This is a genomic window from Campylobacter concisus, from assembly GCF_002913045.1.
GTDB lineage: Bacteria > Campylobacterota > Campylobacteria > Campylobacterales > Campylobacteraceae > Campylobacter_A > Campylobacter_A concisus_AP.
This window is the reverse complement of sequence record NZ_PPAF01000026.1, coordinates 161363-183549: the sequence shown is the minus strand read 5'-3', so window position 1 is coordinate 183549 and position 22187 is coordinate 161363. Positions and strand designations below refer to the sequence as shown.

Genomic DNA, 22187 nt, shown 5'->3' with positions numbered 1-22187 from the left:
CCATTTTAGCATTTTAATTTTTAAATTTCACTCATAAATTTTAAAGCCAACATAAGTTATAATCGAGAGAAATTTTAACAAAAAAAGGTTCTTATGAAAAGACTTGCTATCGCTTTTTCTGGCCCTTCAAATAGTGGGAAAACGACTCTTATTTTAAAAGTTGCAAAGAAATTTATAGATGATGGTTTGAAAGTCGCGATAGTAAAACACGATCCAGGCGATAAGGCCAAATTTGATGTTGAAGGCAAGGATAGCTTTAAATTTTCACAAACTGGAGCAGATGTGGTGGTGATGAGCCCAACTAGAACAACTTATTTCTCACAAAATCCACAAGAAATTAGCGATGTCATTAAAATGCTAGGCGAGTTTGATATGCTATTAGTCGAGGGGCTAAAGACGCTTCCACTACCAAGATTAAGCGTTTTTAAAGATGAAATAGATGAAAAATATCTTAGCTTTTCAGATGCGATCGCAACATATAAAAAACAAATTCCTTACGAGATAAAAAATATAAATTTAGACGATATAGACGCCATTTGTGCGTGGATAATCAAAAATGCAAAGGCTGTATAATGCAAGAATTAAATCAAATTTTTAACACCATAAAAGAGATCGCAAAAGAGATAAGCGAAGTGATAAAATACGCCGATCTTGGCTACACAACTCACGAAAACGCAACCGGCGACACACAGCTAAAGCTTGATGTCAAAAGCGACGAGATCATCACGGCTAAATTTAAGGAGCTTGCCTGCGTAAAAGCGCTAATTAGCGAAGAGAAAGAGGACGAGCTTGAGATCAATAAAAACGCTAAATTTATCATCGCTTACGATCCACTTGATGGCTCAAGCTTAGTTGATGTAAATTTTGCCGTTGGCTCGATCTTTGGCATCTACGAAGACGAGGTAAAACCAGAAAAATTAATAGCCGCAGCTTACAGCATATATGGCCCAAGGCTTGAGCTTGTAATTGCTGAGAAAAAGGGCGCTTTGCCTAAATTTTATAGACTTGGCAAAGATAACGAGTTTAAATTTGTAAAAGAGCTTGAGCTAAAAGAAAAAGGTAAGCTAAATGCCACGGGAGCTACGCAAAAAGGCTGGAGCCAAACGCATAGAAATTTTATAAATGAGCTATTTAACGAGGGCTATAGGCTAAGATACTCAGGTGCTATGGTGAGCGATCTGCATCAAATTTTACTAAAAGGTGGCGGCCTTTTTAGCTATCCAGCAACGAGCGATCATCCAAATGGTAAGCTAAGAGTAGTCTTTGAAGTGTTGCCATTTGCCTTCATATATGAAAACGCAAAGGGCGCAACAACAAACGGCAAAAACCAAACGCTTTTTGATGTAAAAATAGAAAAAATTCACCAAACAACGCCATGCTTTTTTGGCTCACGTGATGAAATTTCTCTTTTGCATAAATTTTACGAGCAAAAATAATGCAAGAAACACAAGCAAACGAGCCACTTGACGCATTTGAGCTAGCCTTAAAGCAAAAAGCAAAAATTTTGCAAGAGTGCCAAAGCCAAAAAGGGCAAAAAAGCTGCTTTAGCTGCGAAGTATTTTTTGACTGCGAAACAAGAAAAGAGTACGTAAATAGCTGCTACAACTCGATGTCAAAAGGCAATACTGGCAGTGACGGCGGATTTGATTTTTAAAATTAAAGGAAAAATATGAAAGAAAAAGCTTATATAACGACCCCAATATACTATGTAAACGACGTGCCACACATCGGCCATGCATATACGACTATCATCGCCGATACACTTGCTAGATTTAACCGCCTACAAGGCAAAGAGACCTACTTTATGACTGGCACAGACGAGCATGGACAAAAGATCGAGCAGGCAGCTCGTGCTAGAGGCAAGACTCCAAAAGAGTACGCCGACGAGATCAGTGCGAAATTTAGATCGCTTTGGGATGAATTTGAGATAAGCTATGACCATTTTATAAGGACAACCGACGAAGAGCACAAGCAAACCGTACAAAATGTCTTTGAAAAGATGCAAGCAAATGGCGACATTTACAAAGGCGAATACGAAGGCTTTTACTGCGTTAGCTGCGAAACTTTTTTTAATCAAAGAGACCTGCTAGAAGACAATCACTGTCCAGACTGTGGCCGCGTGACGTCTTTAGTCAAAGAAGAGAGCTACTTTTTCAAGCTTTCAAAATATGAAGACGCGCTTTTAAAATGGTACGAAAATGACGAGCTTTGCGTCATCCCAAAAGGTAAGAAAAACGAGGTCGTAAGCTTTGTAAAAGGTGGACTAAAAGATCTTTCGGTAACGAGAACGAGCTTTGACTGGGGCATAAAGCTACCAAAAAGCGCAAACGATGAAAAGCACGTTATGTACGTATGGCTTGATGCACTCATAAACTACTTAACAACACTAGGATATTCAAGAGATGACGCTAGAATGAATCTTTGGCCATACACTACTCACATCGTTGGCAAAGATATTTTACGCTTTCACGCGGTCTATTGGCCGGCATTTTTGATGAGTCTTGGCTTACCACTACCAAAACACGTAGCAGCTCACGGCTGGTGGACGATAAATGGTGAAAAAATGAGCAAAAGCAAGGGCAATGTCATAAACCCAAGAGAGGTTGCAAACGCTTATGGACTTGAAAATTTCAGATACTTTTTGCTTAGAGAGGTGCCGTTTGGACAAGATGGCGATTACAGCCAAAAGGCTTTGATCGAGCGTATAAACTCAGAACTTGGCAACGGACTTGGCAACCTGCTAAGCCGCATTGTTGGCATGAGCGCAAAGTATAGCGACTATAAAATTGGTTCAAAAGACGTGATCAAATTTCACAAAGCTGAACTTGACGAGGCAAAGGGCTATCTTAATGAAGCTATAAAAAATTTAGAAAATTTAGCAACAAACCGCTATTTAGAGGATCTTTGGAAGGTCGTAACCCTAGCAAACGCAGCCATTGCGAAGTATGAGCCATGGTCACTCGTAAAAGCTGGCAAAATTGACGAGGCAAATGCACTTGTGGCACTTTGCGCGAATTTGCTTGCAAAAGTGGCGACGCTACTTAGTCCAGCTATGCCAAAAACTTGTGAAAAGATAGCTGACACACTTGGTTTTAGCATAGATACGGCTTCTTATGAAAGTCTTGTCTTAAAAAATGAAATTTCAAATTTTGTGGCAAAAGCTACCGAGCCACTTTTCCCAAGGATAGAAAAAGAGCTAATGGGCGAGGCAAATGAGCCAAAGGTTGAGGCAAAAGCTGAGCCAAAAGAGGATAAAAAAGAGGACGAAATTATTAGCATTGATGACTTTGCCAAGGTAGTGATAAAAGTAGGCGAAGTGCTCGAGTGCGAGAGGGTTGAAGGTAGCGAGAAGCTGCTTAAATTTAAGATAGATCTTGGTGAAGATGAGCCACGTCAAATTCTTTCTGGTATCGCCAAATACTACGAGCCTAGCTCGCTTGTGGGCAAACAAGTTTGCGTTTTAGCAAATTTAAAAGAGCGAACGATGATGAAAAAATATGTCTCTCAAGGCATGATCCTAAGCGCATCAGACGGCTCGCTAACGCTTCTTGGTACGCAAGGCAAAGTTAAAAACGGCGCGATCGTTGGCTAAATGACAATAGAAAATTTAACTCGTCTAATAAATGCCGAGGCTCTAAACGCACCGACGATAACTAGCGTAAGCGAGTTTGTTTTCGAGCTAAAGTATGTAAGACGTGGCTTTGCGTATATTTGCTTAAACGCAAACGATAGTGACATAGAAACAGCGATTAAACAAGGTGCATATGCCATAATTAGCGAAGATAATGTGCCAATTATCGACAAAGAGATCGCCTTTTTAAAAGTTAGTAGCTTGCAAACTGCCATGATAAAGCTCATGAGATTTGAGGCTACTCACAAAGATTTAAAATTTTGCGCCGTAAATCCTTTTATAAATGACTTTTTAGAAAAATCAAAGCTTGGCTCTAACGCACACGTTATGTCAAAAAATATTACTGAGCTTTTTAACCAAATTTTTCACGCAAAGGTCTTTGATATCTTTTTCGGCAATGATACAAAAACACTTCAGCGAATATCGCCTCTTTTTGAGACCATTTACACAGATACAACTATGCACGAGATAAATCCAAGCTCGATCTTTTTTACAAACACAGTCTTTAAGCAAACATACTATCAAAACTTAAACATACCACGAGTTTTTGCTGGGATGTTTTATGGGCTTTTAAAATTTCTTGATAGTAATAAAATTTCATTTAAACCTTACGAAGGTAGGATTCACGGGCATTTTGACCCGATTTTTATAGATAAAAATTTTATTCCTACTAGTTTTGGAAATAGCTTTAGAGCCATAATTACTGAAAGTGATGAAGATTTATTCATAAGCCAAAGTATATTTTTAAATAAAAAATTTAGCCCTGATGAGATAAAAATTTGTTTGCCAGAAGGCTCTCTGTTAAAAGTACAAAACGCAATCTACTTTCAAAATTTAAGCGAGATAAAAAAGCTTAAAAATTTTATCTATATATTGATTTTATGCCAAAAAGAGGAGCTTTTAGAAGAGCTTCACAAAATATCTGAAGAAAATCTACTCTTTTAAATTTTTATTATTTATAAGATCAATTAGCCTAACATCCTCGCTTCTTACGATTAGACTTTTAGGCAGCTCAAATTTCTTGATAACCTCGCACTCTTTTTCTCTCATTTCGCCATCATCTTTTTCATGATCAAATCCCAAGATATGAAGTAATCCATGTGTAAAAAGTAGTGCGGTTTCGGCCTCTTCACTATGATTTAGCTCAGCAGCTTTCTCTTTTACCATATCTTTGTTTATAACGATTGAACCAAGTGGGGCATGAATGACAAGCTCAAGTGGAAAACTTAAAACATCTGTCGTTTTATCAATGCCTCGCTCAGTTTTATTTAGTTCTCTCATTTCTTCTTTATCAACAAAGACTAGCTCGATTTCTCCTAGTGTCAAATATTCGCAAATTTCATCTAAAATTTTTGGATAGCTCTCTTCGCAAAGTATCATTTTAGGCTCTTTCCTTGGTAACTTTTTGTATAATTCTAGCAAAAATAAAAGGCAAAATATGAAAAAAGCAGTTTGTATAATGAGCGGTGGTATGGATAGTACGCTTTGTGCTGTAATGGCAAAGAAGGCCGGATATGAGATCGTAGCGCTTCATTTTGACTATGGACAAAGAACGATGAAACGTGAAAAACGTGCATTTAACGAAATTTGTGAGAGATTAGGCATTACAAAAAAGATAAGTTTGGACGTTAGCTTTATTGCCCAAATAGGCGGAAATTCTTTAACCGATGAAAGCTTGCAAATAAGAAAAGACGGAGTGGAAAAAGATGTGCCAAATACCTATGTGCCTTTTCGAAATGGTATTTTTATCTCAGTCGCTGCCGCACTTGCTGAAAAAGAAAATGCACAAGCTATCTATATCGGTGTCGTAGAAGAAGATAGTTCAGGCTATCCTGACTGCAAAGAAAGCTTCATAAAAAGCATAAACGAGGCTATAAATTTAGGCACATCGCCTAGTTTTTCGTGTGAGATAATTACTCCACTTGTAAATTTAAGCAAGGCTGACATCGTAGCAAAGTCGCTTGAGCTTGGCTCGCCATTAGAGCTAACCTGGAGCTGCTACGAGAGTGAGGACGAGGCATGCGGGCTTTGCGATAGCTGCAGGCTAAGGCTAAATGGCTTTAAAAAGGCAAACGCTACTGATAAAATCGCATATAAAAATCAAAATTTTTCCTTATAAGTCTATAAAAGTAGCAAAGAGACATCTTGATTTGCTGCATTTTACTATATTTAAACATTTTGGAAATTGATATTTTTCCTAATCACCACATTTTATTAAGCAATGGCTTTTAACGAATTTAAAGATATATCAACGTTTAGGCTCTTGTTAGCTACCAAAAATATAAATTCTCGATCAAGTTTGCCAAAATTTAATAAAGAAGATTAAAAAGTAGTTGATAAATTTAGCCAAAAACGCTCCAAGCATAAGGTAAAAATTTCTAAATAAGTGGTTACTATCACGGCTTTTTAGTGATCTTTATTTTTCTTGTTGTCTTGTTTTTTTATTTTGATCACTTTGGATTTTTTCTAAATTTATATATCCCATTTCAACGAGTTTATTATAAATTTGAGCGATTTTTGGCCCAGCCGCACTTCCGCCATGGCCACCATGCTCGATAACCATTGTGATGACGTATTGCGGATCTTCATAAGGCGCATATGTAGTCATCCACGCATGAGATCTTTGCAAATACGCCATATCCTCTTCTTTCATACGTTTCTTTTCAGTTTGAGAAATTCCAACAACCTGGGCAGTACCTGTCTTTGCAGCAACTTTAACTAGGCTTCCAATAAAATGCCTATTTGCCGTACCTCTTGGATGATTTGCCACTTCATACATTGCATGCCTAATGGCTGGTAACTGTGATTTTTCAAACGGCGTAAAAGCATCATCTGTTGGTGTAAAATCAACATCCTTGCCATCAATGCTCTTTAAAAAATGTGGAGTCACATTTAGCCCAGTTGCAAGGCCTGCTGTATATTTTGCCACTTGCATAGGCGTGACCAAGAAATTTCCCTGTCCGATAGAAGTGATAAGGGTCTCACCTTGAAACCACGCTTTGCCATACTTCCTCATCTTCCACTCTCTACTTGGCAAAGTCCCTACAAACTCATTTGGCAAATCAACCTCGGTTTTTCTACCAAATCCCATACGCTCAAGTATCGGAACAATAGCGTCTATGCCGATCTTTTGACTACCTTTATAAAAATAATCATCACAGCTCTCTCTAATTGCCGTATTCATATTAACATTTCCATGTCCGTGAGAGTTCCAGCAGCGAAATTTACGTCCTCCAAGCTCATACGAGCCACTACAAAAAAAGCTATCGTATTTACTCATGCCATTATCCAAAAACGCAAGCGCCATACCCATTTTTACGACCGAACCTGGCGGATAAAGGCCGTTTATTAGCTTATTTGTAAAAGGATGATCGACGTTTTTTACAAGCTCTTCCCATTCAGGCTGAGAAATTCCAAGTACAAATGGATTTAGATCATACTCTGGAAAGCTACCAGCAGCTATAATAGCACCGTCTTTTAGACTCATAACGATAACGCTTCCTGCATCCTTGCCAAAGACATCGGCCACAAACTGCTGAAGCTCGAGATCGACTGCAAGCTTGATATTTTGACTTTGTGGCGCTTGATAGTTTATCTGCTCGATCTCTTCATTTAAGGCATTTACCTTTATCTTTTTAAACCCTTGAATTCCTTGTAAGATCGGATTATAAAACCGTTCCACACCACTTCTTCCAATGTAATTTGTAAGCTTCGTCAAAGGATCATTATCCATATCTTTTTGATTTGCCCTACCGACATAGCCGATAATGTGAGAAGCTAGATCATTATACGGATAATGGCGTTTTGAAGCGGGCCTTATCTCTAAATTTTCACGCAAAGAAAGCGATGCAAAAAATGGTAAAAATTTATCATAATCAATAAATTCGACCACATTTATAAAATCTTGATTATAAGCTGAGTCGTTTTTTATATATTCATTTTTAAGCTTTGTGACATTTAGATCACTAAATAATGAGCCAATGTAAGCTAGCTCATCATCTAAAATTTTTACCTTTTTATTAGCACTTAAATGAGGTCTAATGGATACTGAAAAGCCAAGACGATTAACAGCCATTGGTTTATCATGTGCGTCAAAGATGATACCCCTAACTGGCGGAATATAAATAGTTTTTATCGCGTTTTGCTCCGCAATCTCGTTGTAGTAAGTATTTGAGTTTATGCTTAGGTGATAAATTCGTCCCAAAAGTATAATCCAAAAAAGAGCGATCACACTAAAGACGATACGCATTCTCATAGCACTTTATCCCTAAAAAGAACGATAGCAAGGATACTTTCAAATGCTATAAAAAATAGATATTCAGTCGAAAATGCTAAATTTTGCTCATTTAAAACGTAAGCAAATAGATTATTTACAAGAAATGTTAAAGTATATCCAGCTGCCACAAAGATGATAAGTAGGCAGTTTCGCCACTTCATCGTGGTATAGAGCCAGTCTAGAATAAAATTATAAAAAAGCAAAAAGGCAATAATCGTTGAAAAAAGATGAAATCCATGAATTTGCTCAGCAAATATTATAAAAATTATCGCAAAGTACCAATTGTGCTTAAACTCGTCGTATTGCTTTTGTTTTCTTGAATACTCCAAAATCATATAAGTAAAAAAAATGCCGATGAGTGGCGGCAAAAAACCAAATTGCGTAGTTGCGATCTCATATGAGAATAAAAAAACAGCCCACCAAAATTCTTTAAAAATTTTAATATCTAAGCTGCTTATGGTTTGCATTTTATCTACCAAAAGCGTTATTTATGATAGCTTCTCTAGCCTTTTCGATACCGCTTTTATTAAGAGTTGAGACCAAGATACCGCTTGGATCAAATTTCATTACCGCACTCTTTTGGCTTTGATTTAGCTTATCGCTTTTTGTATATAAATTTAAAATTTTCTGGTCAGCCCTTAAGAAGCTCTTTAGATAAGCATCCACATTTACGTCTATATCTAAATTAAAATGCCTAGCATCAATTAGATGTATAAAAAGTCTAATGTCGCTTCTAAATTTCAAAAACTCATCTAAATTTTTACGCCATTCATCATGCTTTGACTTTGCCACTTTTGCATAGCCAAAGCCTGGCAAATCAACCAAAATGAGCTTAAATTTATCTTTTTCTTCCTGCTCATCTTTTTGCTCACAAAACTCAGCCTCAAAAAAATTTATAAGCTGAGTTTTGCCAGGAGTCGATGAGCTTTTGGCTAGATTTTTTTGATTTACAAGTGTATTTATGAGGCTGCTTTTACCAACATTTGATCTACCCAAAAAGACAACTTCGCTTGTTACGAAGCTTGGAGCCTCTTTTATACTTGGACTTGATGTGATAAATTTAGCACTTAGTGGCCTTATCACTTATCTTTTTCCTCTACCTGAAAGATAAATTTAACAGGTTTTTTCTCATCACTGTTTACGCTATATGTGCCATCTTTTTGATTGACAACGATCTTTTCACCATAAACATTCTTATCAGTTTCTACCTCATGCAAATAGCCATTTCCACTAACAGTATAGGTCTGTTTTGCTGGCTCGTATGTAAGAATATTGCCTTTGCCATCGTAGTGCTTATCTTTTATAAAAATTTTTGCTCTAGCATTGCCAGTAGCCACATATTTTATAGGTTGACGTTTTTTGTCAAAATAGACGACCACTTTATCTGCCTTAAGCTCATCAAATGAGCCCTTTTTGATATTTACATTACCTATAAATTCACTAGTTTGCTTATTCTCATCTGCAAAAAAATCATTTGATGTGATTTCAACTTGCTCTGCATTTAAAAATGTAAAACCCAATATCACCGCTAAAATCGCTGATTTTCTTCTACCCATGCCCTTAACCCTTTTACCTGCGTTTGTTTTTTGCCAAGATCATAGCTTCCACTCTCACCCAGTGCCTTATCATTATTTCTTATGAGCGTGAAATTTGCTTCAGATCTTACTATTTTTGTTTTTGTTCCATATATCACTTCGTCACTTATAAATCTCAAACTATCGTTGTTTTCATAGTTCGCATTCTTTTGAAAGATGATTTCGTCATTTTGTGAGATTGCTTTGTCTGAGCTTAAAAAATGTTTTAAATTTCCTCTTAAAATTTTTGCTTTAAAACTCAAAAATTCATCTTTATCATTGTATCTATTTAGCTCATCAGCCTCGTAGACTCCGCTTATTTTCGTGGAATTTATCTCATAATCTATCACATCATTTATCTGCATATTTGATATCTTTGTGTCGATCTTTAAAACATTTGCAAGGTATGGATCTTGAGCTGCCAAAAATATCATCACGACACTAAAAATAGCCACGACGAAGTAGAAAATTTTTACAACCAACGCTTAGACCACTCGTCATATAAATTTTCTGATTTTATAATAAGCTCGATCATCTCTCTAACCGCGCCATTACCACCTTTATGCTTTAGTTTTGTCTTTACATCAAGCTCTTTTATCGCGTCTTTTGGCTTAAAGCTCCAAGCAACTGCATTTAAAATTTTATAGTCATTGTAGTCATCGCCGATAGCTGCTGCGTTTTTAAAGCTAAGCCCTTCAAATTTTAATATCTCACTCGCTACTTCAAATTTATCACCAACACCTTGATAGACGTGATTTATCTTTAGATCTTCAGCCCTTCGCTCAACGATGGCTGACTTTCTGCCAGTGATGATAGCTACTTTTTTGCCAAGCTTTAGCCAGCTTTCTATCGCGTAGCCATCTTTTACATCAAAAAATTTAAGCTCTTCACCATTTGCATTGTATATAATCTTGCCATCAGTCAGGCAGCCATCAACATCTAAAAATATAATCTCTATCATAAAACACCCTTTGTGCTTGGTGTGCCTATCCTTGCGTTTTTAGCAAGCGCTCTACGAAGTGCGACAGCGAATGATTTAAACGTTGCTTCGATGATGTGGTGAGTGTTTTTACCACGAATTTGATTTAGATGAAGCGTGATGGCTGAATTTATAGCAACTGCCCTAAAAAACTCCTCCACAAGCTCCGTGTCAAACTCCCCTACTTTAGCGTTTTGGTTAAAATTTTCATATACGAGGTAGGCTCTATTGCTAAGATCTAACGCACAAAAAACAGCTGCCTCATCCATAACAACACTCGCCTCACCAAATCTTTCAACACCACTTAAAGGATACAAGGCCTCTTTTAAAAGCTGACCCAAAACTATGCCGACATCCTCAACGCTGTGGTGAAAATCCACATACGTGTCGCCCTTGCATGAAATTTCAAGATCGAGCAAAGAATGCTTTGTAAAAGCTTCAAGCATATGGTCAAAAAAACCAATGCCAGTATCTATCTTTGCAACCCCAGAGCCATAAATTTTAAGCTTCATTAAGATTTGTGTCTCTTTTGTATTTCTAGTTAGTTCTAAAATTTCTTCTCTCACGCCCTAACCTCTTACTATAAATGCACCTTGGAATTTACCGCTTCTTGCATAATCCCTGGCCTCGTCCTCACTTCTAAACCCATTTAAAAATACTCTATAAATGGTCGAGCCATCTATAGTAAATGTCCTAACTACCGACTTGTAACCATCTATGCTTTGATGCTCTCTTTGATATCTGTTTGCGCCCTCAAGGTTTTTAAATGAGCCAATTTGCACCATAAAATCTCCACCTACGACTCGTTGCTCTGACGAAATAATAATGCCTCCAGTTGGAGCTGTCGGAGCGACTGGATTTGGCACTTTTATGCCAGTGCTTGTCGGTTTTGCTTGAGTGTTAATGCTTGCAACAGCATTTATATCTTCATTAAAGCCTATGACTTCCATACTGACTGGAGCTGTGCCTGTACCGATAATATCAAGTTTAGTTGCAGCCGCCTTTGAAAGGTCTAAAACTCTATCAGCCACAAAAGGTCCACGATCATTTACGCGAACAATGACGCTTTTTTGATTTCTTAAATTTGTTACCTTAAGGATCGTATTCATCGGCAAAGTTTTGTGTGCTGCAGTCATGTTGTACATATTATAAATTTCGCCGTTTGAGGTTGTTTTACCATGAAAATTTGGACCATACCAGCTTGCTGTGCCACTTGCCTTATCACCAACGCTTACAACGGTTGGGTAGTATGTTTTGCCATTTATCGTGTAAGGCCTCATTGTTGCTTTTTGGATAGAAGCTGAATTGTTGCCCTTTACATTAGTTGGGCCACTTGGTGTAAATGGTGCCCCGCTCCAAGAGCAACCAGTAACTAGAAGAGTAAAACTTAGTCCTATATAAAATTTTAGGCTCTTATGGTATGACAATATTTGCTCCAACATTTAAATTTGAACTAGCAAAAGAATTTGCATCTTTTAAATCTTTTTCGCTCACATTAAATTTTTTAGATAAAGAAGCTATTGTATCACCAGTTTGGACTATATAGTTTTGAGATTTATTTTGGGCGGAAAATGGAATAATTAGTTTTTGATTATAGCTTACGGCATTTGTGCTAAGCTCGTTGTAGTCTTTGATCGCTCTATGACTAACACCTGTTTTTTTAGAGATAGAAAGTAGTGTTTCGCCTTTTTTTACAACATAGGCATAAAAATTATTTTTACCATTAAATGGCTTGAAATTTTCTGCAAAAAGCTGTTTTTTATTTTCAGGGATATAAACATAATAATCTTTTAGAGTTGGCGGAGTAAATACAAATTTTAAATGCGGGTTGTTATTTTTCATCTTTTTTGTACTAAGGCCGATACTATCGCCTATTTGAGCTAAATTTGTACCGCCAGGTACTTTTACTTTTACAAGCTTTAGTCCTCCGTTTATGCTCAATAAAGATGAATCTTTAGACATCAAGAAGTCTGCGTCTTTTGCGGTATATGCTGCTCTTAAAATTTTGATAACAAAATTTCTAGTTTCGGCTGGAAGGTATTTTTTCTCAGCATCAAGAAGCGTTACAAGATCATCTGTGCCAGCTTTTTGTATGGCTCTTTTTAAGGCTCCATCGCCGCAGTTATAGGCCATAGCTGCTAGATACCACTTACCAAATTGATTTTTAAGCGACTTTAGATAATTTGTTGCTGCAATAGTAGACTCTACTGGATCTTTTCTCTCATCGACATACTGTCCTACCTTTAGGCCATGCAGTCTAGCCGTTTGTTCCATAAACTGCCACATACCAGTAGCTTTTGCGTTTGAGACTGTGTGATTTGAAAAGCCTGATTCTATCATAGCTAGATAAAAGAATGACTCAGGTACGCCTGATTTTTTGATCTGCTCTTTTACCATCGGTATATACATATAACCATTTTTTAGAGATTCCGTAAATGTTTCAAGTTGTGATTGTTTGATACCTTGCCTCATCTTTGCATAGTGAGAAGTCTTCATAAAGCTAGCGTCAATATCCAGCTCTTTTAAAATTTTTACCTGAGTGTCGTATGAGCTCTTTTCAGGTGTATTTGCTAGTAGTAAGGTACTACATGCAAACATTAAAAATATTTTAAGCATTGCTTTCATTTCTATCCTTTTTCGTGTCAAAACTTAAGATGCTAGCATCTTAAACAAGTGCAATGCACAAAATTTAAGCAAAGCACTTAAACAACCTTTTGGCATTATTTGAAGTTTTTTCACAAATAACTTCAAACTCAAGGTTTAAAATTTCAGCTATCTTTTTAGCAACAAATGTCGTAAACGCCGGCTCATTTCTCTTGCCGCGATTTGGTTCTGGCGTGAGATAAGGAGCGTCAGTTTCAATAACTATCCTGTCAAATGGGATTTTTGGCAAAATTTCGACTAAATTTTTAGCATTTTTAAATGTTAAAACACCGCCTATACCAAAATAAAAATTCCCAAATTTACAAAGCTCTAAAAGAAGCGGCGAAGCATTATAACAATGCAAAATCGCTCCAGCTTCAAGCTTTGATGCATACTCTTTTAAGATGTTAAAAGAGTCCTCATTAGCCTCCCTAATGTGAAGAATAACGGGTTTTTTTAACTCAACAGCTAAATCAAGTTGAGCTAAAAAAATACGTTTTTGATCCTCTTTTTCTTTTATCTTTTCATTTTCATCTTTTGGCAAGCGAAAGTAGTCCAAACCACATTCACCAATCGCCACACACTTTTCATCTTTGGCAAAATTTCTTAAAATTTCAATGCTAAAACTCTCTTTATCATATGGATGAACTCCAGCGGCAAAGAAAATGTCAGAATTTTCACGCGCTATTTTAGCCGCTTTTGGTAAATCATTGATATCAGCTCCCGGGATAATAAAGCCTTTTAGCCCTAAATTTCTAGCTTCATCTAAAATTTTATCAAGGTCAGGATCATAAACTTTACTATCCAAATGACAATGTGTATCTATAATCATAAAGCTATTTCTACTCTGTTTCTACCATTTTCTTTTGCGGTGTAAAGCGCTGAATCGCAAGCCTCAATCATATCGTCTATCTCGCAATGCCCATTGCCAAAAGATACACCTATTGATATAGTAACTTTTACTTTTTCCTTTTTTATAGTTACTTCATTTTCAGCCACTTTGGCTCGCAAATTTACAAAAAATTTAACAGCTTCTTCTTTATTTATTTTTTTAAGGACAACGCAAAATTCTTCGCCGCCAAATCTAGCAACAATATCACTTCCTTTTGTATTGTCATTTAAAATTTTTGCGATTGATTTTAGTATCCTGTCTCCACCATCATGGCCATATGTATCATTTATCTTCTTAAAATAATCAACATCAATCATTGCAAAAGCATAAGACTCATTGGTCTCTTCAGCTGCTTGGATATACTCTTCCACGTCGGAATAAAAAAATCTTCTATTATAAACTCCAGTCAAGAAGTCACGATTTGCAAAATTTGCTATCTTGTTTATATTTTCCATCGCTTCAATCGTATTATTAACACGACATATTAGCTCTTCTTTTGAAAATGGTTTTGCTATAAAATCGCTCGCACCATTTTTTAAAAATATTGATGCGTCAGTCTTTTCGCTAGGAGATGTCATAACGATTACGCCAAGACTATTTTTATCTTTTTCTTTTCTAACCTCTTTTAAAACTTCAAGACCATCTTTTACCGGCATTCTATAATCAGTTATTATAAGATTTATATCAGGATTATCTGCAAAATAACTCATTGCCTCTTCGCCGTGAGCTGCAGCCAAAACTTTAAACTGAAGGCTAGTTAATATCTTTTTTATCATATTTCTAAAAGGGAGCGAGTCTTCAACAACCAAAACCTTGTATTGTCTATTTTTGCTCAGTCTATTTATCATTTGAAAGATATAGTTGATATCATCCATATTTCCTTTATAAACATAATCAACGATATCTTTATTTATAAAATTTTGCCTTGTTTCATCATCAATGCTGCCTGTTAAAACAATAGCTGAAAGTCCTTTGGAAAGCGCATAATCAACAATCTCTCCGTTTGGAGCATCTGGTAAATTTAAATCCAAAATAGTCATAAAATAATCTTTGTCATGCTCGCTAATTAACGTCTTAGCCTCGGCAAAACTGTATGCGACATCAATTGTCATATCATCAATAGTCTTTTCCATTTGCATAACAATCAGCTTTGCTAACGCCTTATTATCATCAACTACAAGGATTCTTTCCATATTATTCCTACAAAAATTTTTATCAAATTAGTGGCGATTTTATCAAATAAATTTATTTATAAAGCTTAAATTAATAATTTAAATTAAGCTACTTTAAAAGCCCTTTCGCAAAATTTATTGCCTCTTCACTTATGTGCTCACCGCTTATCATACGTGCTAATTCGCTCACTCGTTCATCTTTATCAAGCTCTCTTACGACCGAGTTTTCCTCGTGACGCTCTACCAAAAAGTGTGAATTTGCCTTTGAGCTAAGCTGCGGCTGATGTGAAATGGCAAAAATTTGATAAAAATTTGCAAGCTTAAGCAAAACATTTGCGATACTCATCGCCTCTTTTCCGCTTAAATTTGCATCTATTTCATCAAGTATGATGACATCACCGCCCGTTTTTGTGATCTCACTAGATGCGGCTATAAAAGCCAGTCTTAGGCGGTTTAGTTCGCCTGAACTTAAATTTTTAAGCGAAGTCTCATTTAAATTTAGACAAACCTCATCAAGCCCTAAAATATCAAGTCTTTTTTCTTCTATTTTTAGCGTGATATCTGGCATATAAAGCTCTTTTAAATATGAATTTATCATACTCTCAAGCTCTTTTAAATTTACGCTCCTTGCCTTGCTTAAAGTGCCGGCTAGCTCATTTGCCTTTTTACTTAAAATTTCAAATTTCTTCTCAAGTTCACTCTTTTCAAAGCTTAAATTTTCATATCTAGCAAGCTCTTTTTCCTTTTTAGCAAGCGCTTCTAACGCCTCTTCCTCGCTGCCGTATCGCCTGATGATAGCATTAAGAGCTTCTATCCTATCAAGCACGCTCTCCACATCGATATCGTCAAGTTCTTCCATATTTAGGCTATCTCTTGCGACCCTTAACTCATTCATCGCATCTTCAAAAAAGCCATTATCAAGGTCACTGATGCTTAGCGCCTCATTTACACTGTGTTCTAGCTCAAATATCCGCTCAGCTCTAACCCACGCCTCATTTATCTTATCCTTTTTACTAAGCCTTTTTTTAGTCTCCATAAGCTCTTCAAACTCGCCTTTTTTAGGCCCAACGCTTCTTATCTTCTCGATCTCAAAGCTAGCAAGCTCCTTTAGCTCCTCGACCTTTTTCTCTTCCTCTTTTATAGTGGCTAGCTCTTTTGAAATTTTAGAAAATTCTAAAAACGCCTCTTCAAATTCCTGCTTTATCTCTTTAAATTTCTCATTTTTTGAAATTTCAAGCCTATCAAGCAAATTTAGAAATTTCTCATTTTCAAATTCATTTGCCTCTTTTGCTGAGAGGTATTTGATGTGCTCGCGCGCCACTTGGGCTAAATTTTTCTTTGAGATGGCTTGTTGGTTTATAAAATATCTCGTGCTTTTATCTTTTAAAAGCTTGAAAATATTGACCTCTTCATTTTCTATGCCAAACTCATCAAGCTCAAATTTATGCTCCACGTCAGCTTCTATTAGCCTTGCCTCGCTATCTTTTAGCCCAAAAACAGCCATTATAGCGCTCATTAGCACAGACTTGCCAGCACCGCTAACGCCCGTAAATACGCTAAGACCCTCTTTGAAATTTAACTCAACATTTTTAAAATTTAGATAATCTTTAATCAAAATTCGATCAATCATTATAACCCCAGTGAAGTTTCTCTTTTAAAATTTGAAAATAATCCCTGCCAATATGGCGTATCAGCCTAGCTTTTTTATCACTAAGGCTCATGCTAACGGCTGAAATTTTACTCATATCAAAGCGGTCTTGGCCGTCTATTACTAAAATGGCATTACTTTTTGTTTTAAATTTAACCGTGTGATTTTTGGTAAGCACGACTGGACGTTGCGTGAGCGAGTGCGAGCAAATGGGAGTTAGTGCAAATACCTCGCTTAAAGGATAGATGATCGGGCCATTTGCGCTCATATTATAAGCCGTAGTGCCTGCTGGAGTCGCTGCTATGACACCATCACCGTAATATGAATTAAAGTATTTTTCATTTAAAAACGCCTCAATATGCGTCATTGAACCACCATTTTTACTAACTATAACAGCGTCGTTAAAGGCTATCTTTTGCTCGGTTTTGCCATCACTTTTATGAAGCGTGACATCTAGCATAAAAGGCATTTCTACCTCAAATTTATCATCAAAAAAGTCTTTAAAAAATTTCTCACTCTCATTTATTGTAATATCTGTCAAAAAGCCTAGCCTACCAGCGTGTATGCCAAGGACAAGCGGCGAGATATGAGCTAGTTTTCTACAAGTTGAGATTATAGTGCCATCACCGCCAAGCGTGATTAAAAATTCGCACTCTTTGGCTAGTTTTATTAGTTCAAAACCATTTTTTTCTATACGCTTGGCACAATTTTTCTCAAATAAAATTTCTACACTATATTTTGATAAAATTTTTTCTAGCTTTTTTAAATCTTGCCTAAACAATGGATAATCTTTGGCAATAAGTCCCACTTTTTTGGCATTTGTGGTATTAAATTTTTGTTCATTTTTCATAGAAATGATTGTAACATATTTTATTTTAACAAAGCTTTTCAAAAGAAAAAAGCGATTATAATTGCCTAAAAAACATTGCAAAGGAGCATTTTATGCGAAGTCATTATTGCACCGATCTTAGCAAAGCTGATATCGGTAAAGAAGTAATACTTTGTGGCTGGGCAAATACATATAGAGACCATGGTGGCGTTGTTTTCATCGACTTAAGAGACGTTAGTGGGCTTATACAATTAGTTTGCGATCCGGCTGATAGCAAAGAAGCACATGACGTGGCTGCAAAAGTAAGAGATGAATATGTCTTAAAAGCAAAAGGAAAAGTAAGAGCTAGAGGCGAAGGACTAACCAATCCAAAGCTAAAAACTGGTGAGATAGAAGTAATAGTAAGTGAGCTAATCATCGAAAATCCAAGCGAGCCACTACCATTTATGATAGGCGATGAGAGCGTAAATGAGGACATCAGACTAAAATACCGCTTTTTAGACCTTAGAAGCGAGCGCTTGCAAAATATATTTAAAATGCGTTCTCGTGCAGCGATCGCAGCTAGAAACAGCCTAGATAAAATGGGCTTTATCGAGTTTGAAACTCCAGTTTTAACACGCGCAACTCCAGAAGGTGCTAGAGACTACCTAGTGCCAAGCCGCGTATATCCAGGCCAGTTCTATGCACTCCCACAAAGCCCACAGCTATTTAAACAGCTTTTGATGTGTTCTGGCTTTGATAAATATTTCCAAATCGCAAAATGCTTCCGCGACGAGGACTTAAGGGCTGATCGCCAACCAGAATTTACCCAAATAGATATCGAAATGAGCTTTGTCGAGCAAGAAGATATCATAAATATGGCTGAGACGATGCTAAAAGACATCTTTAAAGCCTGCGGATACGATATCAAAACGCCATTTAGACGTATGAGCTACAAAGAGGCAACCGAGACTTATGGCTCAGATAAGCCTGATCTTAGATATGATCTAAAAATGATCGATGTAATCGATATTTTCGAGCGCTCAAGCAATGAAATTTTTAGCTCTATCGCAAAAGACAAAAAGAAAAACCGCATCAAAGCGCTAAAAGTGCCAAATGGCGACAACATCTTTAGTAAGCGCGAGATGAATAGATTTGAAGAATTTGTACGTAAATTTGGCGCACAAGGGCTTGGCTACTTCCAAATGAAAGAAGAAGGACTAAAAGGCCCACTTTGCAAATTTTTTGAGCAAAGCGATCTTGACGAGATCGTCTCAAGATGTGAACTAAAAGTTGGTGACGTCGTATTTTTTGGCGCTGGCAAGAAAAAAGTCGTGCTTGACTACATGGGACGATTTAGAATTTTCCTAGCCGAGCAAATGAATATCATCGATCAAGACAAACTTGAGTTTTTATGGGTGCTTGACTTCCCAATGTTTGAGCAAAATGATGATGGCAGCTACTCTGCGATGCATCATCCATTTACTATGCCAAAAAATATAGACGAGCCTGATCTTGAGGATATCCTCTCTATCGCTCACGACGTCGTACTTAACGGCTTTGAGCTTGGCGGCGGAAGTATAAGAATTCATAAAAACGATATCCAACAAAAGGTCTTTAAACTTCTTGGCATAGACGAAGAGGAGCAGCGTGAGAAATTTGGCTTCTTGCTTGATGCATTGACATTTGGCGCGCCTCCACATGGCGGTATCGCGATAGGATTTGACAGGCTAAATATGCTTGTAAATAAAGCAGGCTCGATCCGTGACGTCATAGCCTTCCCTAAAACACAGCGCGCTCAGTGCCCACTAACAAAGGCACCAAGCCACGCTAGCAACGAACAGCTTAGGGAGCTAGGACTAAGGATAAGAGAAAAAGAACAAAAAGCTTAAAATTTTTGCAATAAATTTAGACTTTTAGATGTCTAAATTTGAGTTATTTTATTTAAAGATCAAATTTTTGAGATGATTTTGGTTGTTGTGCAGAAAATTTCACCCCAAAGCTAGACATATAGTCTGCTACAGGGTGAAATTTTCAAACTCATTCAAAGGTGCTCAAAAAATATAAAAAGGGAAAGAATGAAGAATTTATTTTTAATCATCGGCGCTCCAGGCAGCGGCAAAACAACAGACGCATCGATCATCGCACAACAAGATGAGAAATTTGCACACTTTTCAACTGGCGATCTTTTAAGAGCTGAAGTTACAAGTGGGAGCGAGCTTGGTAAGCTTATAGATGGCTTTATCTCAAAAGGAAATTTGGTTCCACTTGACGTTGTCGTAAATGCGATTGTATCAGCCATTAAAAGCTCAAATAAATCAAACATCATAATAGATGGCTACCCAAGAAGTGTTGAGCAAATGACTGAACTTGATAAGGTTCTAAGCGAACAAGATGAAATTTCTCTAAAAGGTGTTATCGAAGTAGATGTTAGTGAAGATGTGGCAAGAGCTAGAGTGCTTGGCCGTGCAAGAGGCGCTGACGATAATAACGAAGTCTTTAACAACCGCATGAAAGTATATCTTGATCCGATCAAACCTATCCGCAATTTTTACAGCGAAAAAGAGCTACTTCATGTGGTAAATGGTGAGCGTGGTATAGACGAGATCGTAGCTGATATCAAAAATTTACTAGCTAAACTTTTATAAATTTACAGACCTTGCATAAAAATGTGCAAGGTCCCAAATAAATATCATTCAAATATACTTATTTTTAATTTTATTTTAAATGTAACTTCCCTACAATTCTAAACTTATTTTTAACAGACCTAAACAAAGATGAAATTATGCATAAACTTAAATTTACAATACTACTTGCGATCATAGCCATTTTTACTTTTACAGGATGTGCAAAAAAAGTATATAGAGATGGTTGAAAAGGATACCACACATAAGTACAGCAGTGCTAAAGCGGTTTGTGGCGAAACTGAACTTGATAAAAAGCTAGAAGGATACATAAATACATTTTTAAAAAAGAAAAACCAATACGGTGACGACCTAATCATAAAATGCGATATACAAAGAACAAAAAATGGAGTTAGGATCCTTAGACACTTAACCCTAGGCATAGGTGGTGCTGGTAAATCTGAAACTCTCGCAGTCATAAATTTAGTCGATCAAAGTGGTAAAGAGGTAGCCAAATTTAACGTTACTGTCGAGATTAGATATGGCTTTCTTGGTGGCAATGCAGATAGAGCACTACCGATTACCGCTAAAAACATCTATAAGATTGTTACAAAAGATTTTATGTAAAAACTTACCTTTTATTAATATCATAAATGTACTATCCCTTAAAATTTCACAACCAATTTTAAAGGATAAAAATGAAAAAAATTATAATCGCTGCAATATCTGCTAGCATTGCAATGGCTGGAGGTTTTGTCTCAAAACACCCAAGCAAAAATATTATAAGCGTAAAAGATACCTTAAAACTAAACGACGACACCAAAGTTGTGCTAGAAGGTAAAATAAAATCACATATAAAATCAGACAAATATGAATTTATCGATAAAAATGGTGATGTCATTGTCGTTGAAATCGACAATGACAAATGGGGCAACATAACAGTCAATGAAGATACACCTTTACGAATAAGAGGCGAGATAGATAAAGACCTTACAAAAACAGAGATCGACGTAGATAGCGTAGAAATCATAAGGTAGTTAAAATTTACACGTATTTAATGCAAAAAATACTAAAATCACGAAAATTTCTAACATAAAGGACGAATATATGGACGTTTCAAAAATCAAAGCTGGCTCAAACCCAGACAAAATCAATGCCGTAATCGAAATACCTTATGGCTCAAATATCAAATACGAGATCGATAAAGATAGCGGTGCAGTCGTGGTCGATCGCGTACTTTACTCAGCGATGTTTTACCCAGCAAACTACGGCTTTGTGCCAAACACACTTGCGGCTGACGGCGATCCAGCTGATATTTTGGTGCTAAACGAGTATCCACTCCAAGCTGGCAGTATCATCCCTTGCCGCTTAATAGGCGTTTTGGTGATGGAAGATGAAGCAGGTATGGACGAGAAGCTTTTGGCTGTGCCAGTTACAAAGATCGATCCAAGATATGAGACGATAAAAAGCTACGAAGACTTACCAGTTGCAACGCTAAATAAAATTAAAAATTTCTTTGAAACTTATAAAATTCTTGAGCCAAATAAATGGGTAAAGGTAAAAGAATTTAAAGACGCAAACGCTGCAAAAGAGATTTTAGACGCTGCGATAAAAAATTATAAATAATTTATAAGCCCTATTTTAGGGCTTTTCTTTTTAAATTTGTTTGTTTTATACTCCACGTAAAAAAGGCTATTTTTTATATTTAGATAAGCTTTTTCTTGTATAATACGATTTTCTTTCAACTGTGGGTTCATAGCTCAGTTGGTTAGAGCATCCGGCTCATAACCGGATGGTCCCAGGTTCGAGTCCTGGTGAACCCACCACCTACTTCACTAACATTACAAGATCAAAAATTTTTCGTCGTTTTTTCTTTAAGCTTTAAAGTATTTTTCAAAACATAAAAATACAAAAAATGTTTAATAGCCCAAAATTTAAGC

The 22187-nt window shown here is 36.6% G+C and carries 25 protein-coding genes and 1 tRNA gene; 12 read left to right on the top strand and 14 right to left on the bottom strand.

Annotated features, from left to right (window positions below; translation table 11 throughout):
- Positions 1 to 93: 93 nt before the first annotated feature.
- The 5 genes from mobB to CYP43_RS03510 are packed head-to-tail and all read left to right on the top strand — an operon-like array spanning position 94 to position 4576.
- Positions 94 to 573: a molybdopterin-guanine dinucleotide biosynthesis protein B gene (gene mobB, locus CYP43_RS03530; protein WP_084040860.1), complete on the top strand. Its 480-nt coding sequence runs from the start codon at positions 94 to 96 to the stop codon at positions 571 to 573.
- Positions 573 to 1436 (top strand): class 1 fructose-bisphosphatase, encoded by an 864-nt coding sequence (locus CYP43_RS03525; RefSeq protein ID WP_258032151.1) that lies wholly within the window; start codon positions 573 to 575, stop codon positions 1434 to 1436. The genes mobB and CYP43_RS03525 overlap by 1 nt, the downstream gene beginning before the upstream one ends.
- The gene (locus CYP43_RS03520; RefSeq protein ID WP_103560613.1) at positions 1436 to 1654 is read left to right on the top strand and encodes a hypothetical protein; all 219 of its coding nucleotides are present in this window, start codon (positions 1436 to 1438) and stop codon (positions 1652 to 1654) included. Before CYP43_RS03525 ends, CYP43_RS03520 begins: the two co-directional genes overlap by 1 nt.
- Before the next feature lie 15 nt (positions 1655 to 1669).
- Positions 1670 to 3592, top strand: a complete 1923-nt coding sequence (gene metG / locus CYP43_RS03515; RefSeq protein WP_103582515.1) for a methionine--tRNA ligase — start codon at positions 1670 to 1672, stop codon at positions 3590 to 3592.
- The gene (locus CYP43_RS03510) at positions 3593 to 4576 is read left to right on the top strand and encodes a ferrochelatase (protein WP_103582514.1); all 984 of its coding nucleotides are present in this window, start codon (positions 3593 to 3595) and stop codon (positions 4574 to 4576) included.
- Here the strand turns inward: CYP43_RS03510 and ybeY are convergent.
- Entirely contained in the window at positions 4565 to 5011 is a 447-nt protein-coding gene (ybeY, locus tag CYP43_RS03505) for an rRNA maturation RNase YbeY (RefSeq protein WP_084108568.1), read from the bottom strand. The two genes, CYP43_RS03510 and ybeY, sit on opposite strands and share 12 nt — an antisense overlap.
- A gap of 58 nt (positions 5012 to 5069) precedes the next feature.
- Between ybeY and queC the strand changes: the two genes are divergently transcribed.
- Positions 5070 to 5750, top strand: a complete 681-nt coding sequence (queC, locus tag CYP43_RS03500; RefSeq protein ID WP_103582513.1) for a 7-cyano-7-deazaguanine synthase QueC — start codon at positions 5070 to 5072, stop codon at positions 5748 to 5750.
- Positions 5751 to 6047: 297 nt separating this feature from the next.
- On the opposite strand, the gene mrdA is transcribed toward queC, so the two are convergent.
- The 13 genes from mrdA to CYP43_RS03435 all read right to left on the bottom strand — a co-directional run bounded on the left by mrdA (position 6048) and on the right by CYP43_RS03435 (position 17665).
- The gene (gene mrdA, locus CYP43_RS03495; RefSeq protein ID WP_103582512.1) at positions 6048 to 7886 is read right to left on the bottom strand and encodes a penicillin-binding protein 2; all 1839 of its coding nucleotides are present in this window, start codon (positions 7884 to 7886) and stop codon (positions 6048 to 6050) included.
- Positions 7883 to 8374 carry a hypothetical protein gene (locus CYP43_RS03490; protein WP_084040994.1) on the bottom strand — a complete coding sequence of 164 codons (492 nt, stop codon included), beginning with the start codon at positions 8372 to 8374 and terminating at the stop codon, positions 7883 to 7885. Before CYP43_RS03490 ends, mrdA begins: the two co-directional genes overlap by 4 nt.
- 1 nt (position 8375) lies before the next feature.
- On the bottom strand, positions 8376 to 8990 hold the full coding sequence (gene yihA, locus CYP43_RS03485) for a ribosome biogenesis GTP-binding protein YihA/YsxC (RefSeq protein ID WP_103582511.1): 615 nt from the start codon (positions 8988 to 8990) through the stop codon (positions 8376 to 8378).
- Positions 8987 to 9463, bottom strand: a complete 477-nt coding sequence (gene lptA, locus CYP43_RS03480) for a lipopolysaccharide transport periplasmic protein LptA (RefSeq protein WP_103582510.1) — start codon at positions 9461 to 9463, stop codon at positions 8987 to 8989. Before lptA ends, yihA begins: the two co-directional genes overlap by 4 nt.
- Positions 9436 to 9963 (bottom strand): LPS export ABC transporter periplasmic protein LptC, encoded by a 528-nt coding sequence (locus CYP43_RS03475; protein WP_087578521.1) that lies wholly within the window; start codon positions 9961 to 9963, stop codon positions 9436 to 9438. The genes lptA and CYP43_RS03475 overlap by 28 nt, the downstream gene beginning before the upstream one ends.
- Positions 9954 to 10442: a KdsC family phosphatase gene (locus CYP43_RS03470; RefSeq protein WP_087584728.1), complete on the bottom strand. Its 489-nt coding sequence runs from the start codon at positions 10440 to 10442 to the stop codon at positions 9954 to 9956. The genes CYP43_RS03475 and CYP43_RS03470 overlap by 10 nt, the downstream gene beginning before the upstream one ends.
- Positions 10439 to 11014: an imidazoleglycerol-phosphate dehydratase HisB gene (hisB, locus tag CYP43_RS03465; protein WP_180998638.1), complete on the bottom strand. Its 576-nt coding sequence runs from the start codon at positions 11012 to 11014 to the stop codon at positions 10439 to 10441. Before hisB ends, CYP43_RS03470 begins: the two co-directional genes overlap by 4 nt.
- A gap of 15 nt (positions 11015 to 11029) precedes the next feature.
- Positions 11030 to 11887: a septal ring lytic transglycosylase RlpA family protein gene (locus CYP43_RS03460; RefSeq protein WP_103582508.1), complete on the bottom strand. Its 858-nt coding sequence runs from the start codon at positions 11885 to 11887 to the stop codon at positions 11030 to 11032.
- Positions 11874 to 13085, bottom strand: a complete 1212-nt coding sequence (locus tag CYP43_RS03455) for a lytic transglycosylase domain-containing protein (protein WP_103582507.1) — start codon at positions 13083 to 13085, stop codon at positions 11874 to 11876. The genes CYP43_RS03460 and CYP43_RS03455 overlap by 14 nt, the downstream gene beginning before the upstream one ends.
- Positions 13086 to 13149: 64 nt before the next feature.
- Positions 13150 to 13935, bottom strand: coding sequence for a TatD family hydrolase (locus CYP43_RS03450; protein ID WP_103582506.1), 786 nt, complete (start codon positions 13933 to 13935; stop codon positions 13150 to 13152).
- On the bottom strand, positions 13932 to 15188 hold the full coding sequence (locus CYP43_RS03445) for a GGDEF domain-containing response regulator (protein ID WP_103582505.1): 1257 nt from the start codon (positions 15186 to 15188) through the stop codon (positions 13932 to 13934). Before CYP43_RS03445 ends, CYP43_RS03450 begins: the two co-directional genes overlap by 4 nt.
- Before the next feature lie 88 nt (positions 15189 to 15276).
- Entirely contained in the window at positions 15277 to 16797 is a 1521-nt protein-coding gene (locus CYP43_RS03440; protein WP_180998635.1) for an AAA family ATPase, read from the bottom strand.
- A complete protein-coding gene (locus CYP43_RS03435) occupies positions 16790 to 17665 on the bottom strand; it encodes an NAD(+) kinase (RefSeq protein WP_103582504.1) in 876 nt (291 codons plus the stop codon). The genes CYP43_RS03440 and CYP43_RS03435 overlap by 8 nt, the downstream gene beginning before the upstream one ends.
- A gap of 92 nt (positions 17666 to 17757) precedes the next feature.
- On the opposite strand from CYP43_RS03435, the gene aspS reads away from it, so the two are divergent.
- The 6 genes from aspS (at position 17758) to CYP43_RS03405 (ending at position 22073) form a co-directional block, all read left to right on the top strand.
- Complete coding sequence (gene aspS, locus CYP43_RS03430; protein ID WP_084040895.1) at positions 17758 to 19515, top strand: aspartate--tRNA ligase; 1758 nt, start codon at positions 17758 to 17760, stop codon at positions 19513 to 19515.
- 186 nt (positions 19516 to 19701) lie between these two features.
- Positions 19702 to 20271, top strand: coding sequence for an adenylate kinase (locus tag CYP43_RS03425; protein ID WP_103582503.1), 570 nt, complete (start codon positions 19702 to 19704; stop codon positions 20269 to 20271).
- Between the two features lie 219 nt (positions 20272 to 20490).
- Entirely contained in the window at positions 20491 to 20874 is a 384-nt protein-coding gene (locus tag CYP43_RS03420) for a hypothetical protein (protein ID WP_103582502.1), read from the top strand.
- Positions 20875 to 20945: 71 nt separating this feature from the next.
- Entirely contained in the window at positions 20946 to 21284 is a 339-nt protein-coding gene (locus tag CYP43_RS03415; RefSeq protein WP_103582501.1) for a NirD/YgiW/YdeI family stress tolerance protein, read from the top strand.
- A 70-nt stretch (positions 21285 to 21354) separates the two neighbouring features.
- Positions 21355 to 21873 (top strand): inorganic diphosphatase, encoded by a 519-nt coding sequence (gene ppa, locus CYP43_RS03410; protein WP_103582500.1) that lies wholly within the window; start codon positions 21355 to 21357, stop codon positions 21871 to 21873.
- Between the two features lie 123 nt (positions 21874 to 21996).
- Positions 21997 to 22073: transfer RNA gene (locus tag CYP43_RS03405), tRNA-Ile, on the top strand.
- Positions 22074 to 22187: the final 114 nt, after the last annotated feature.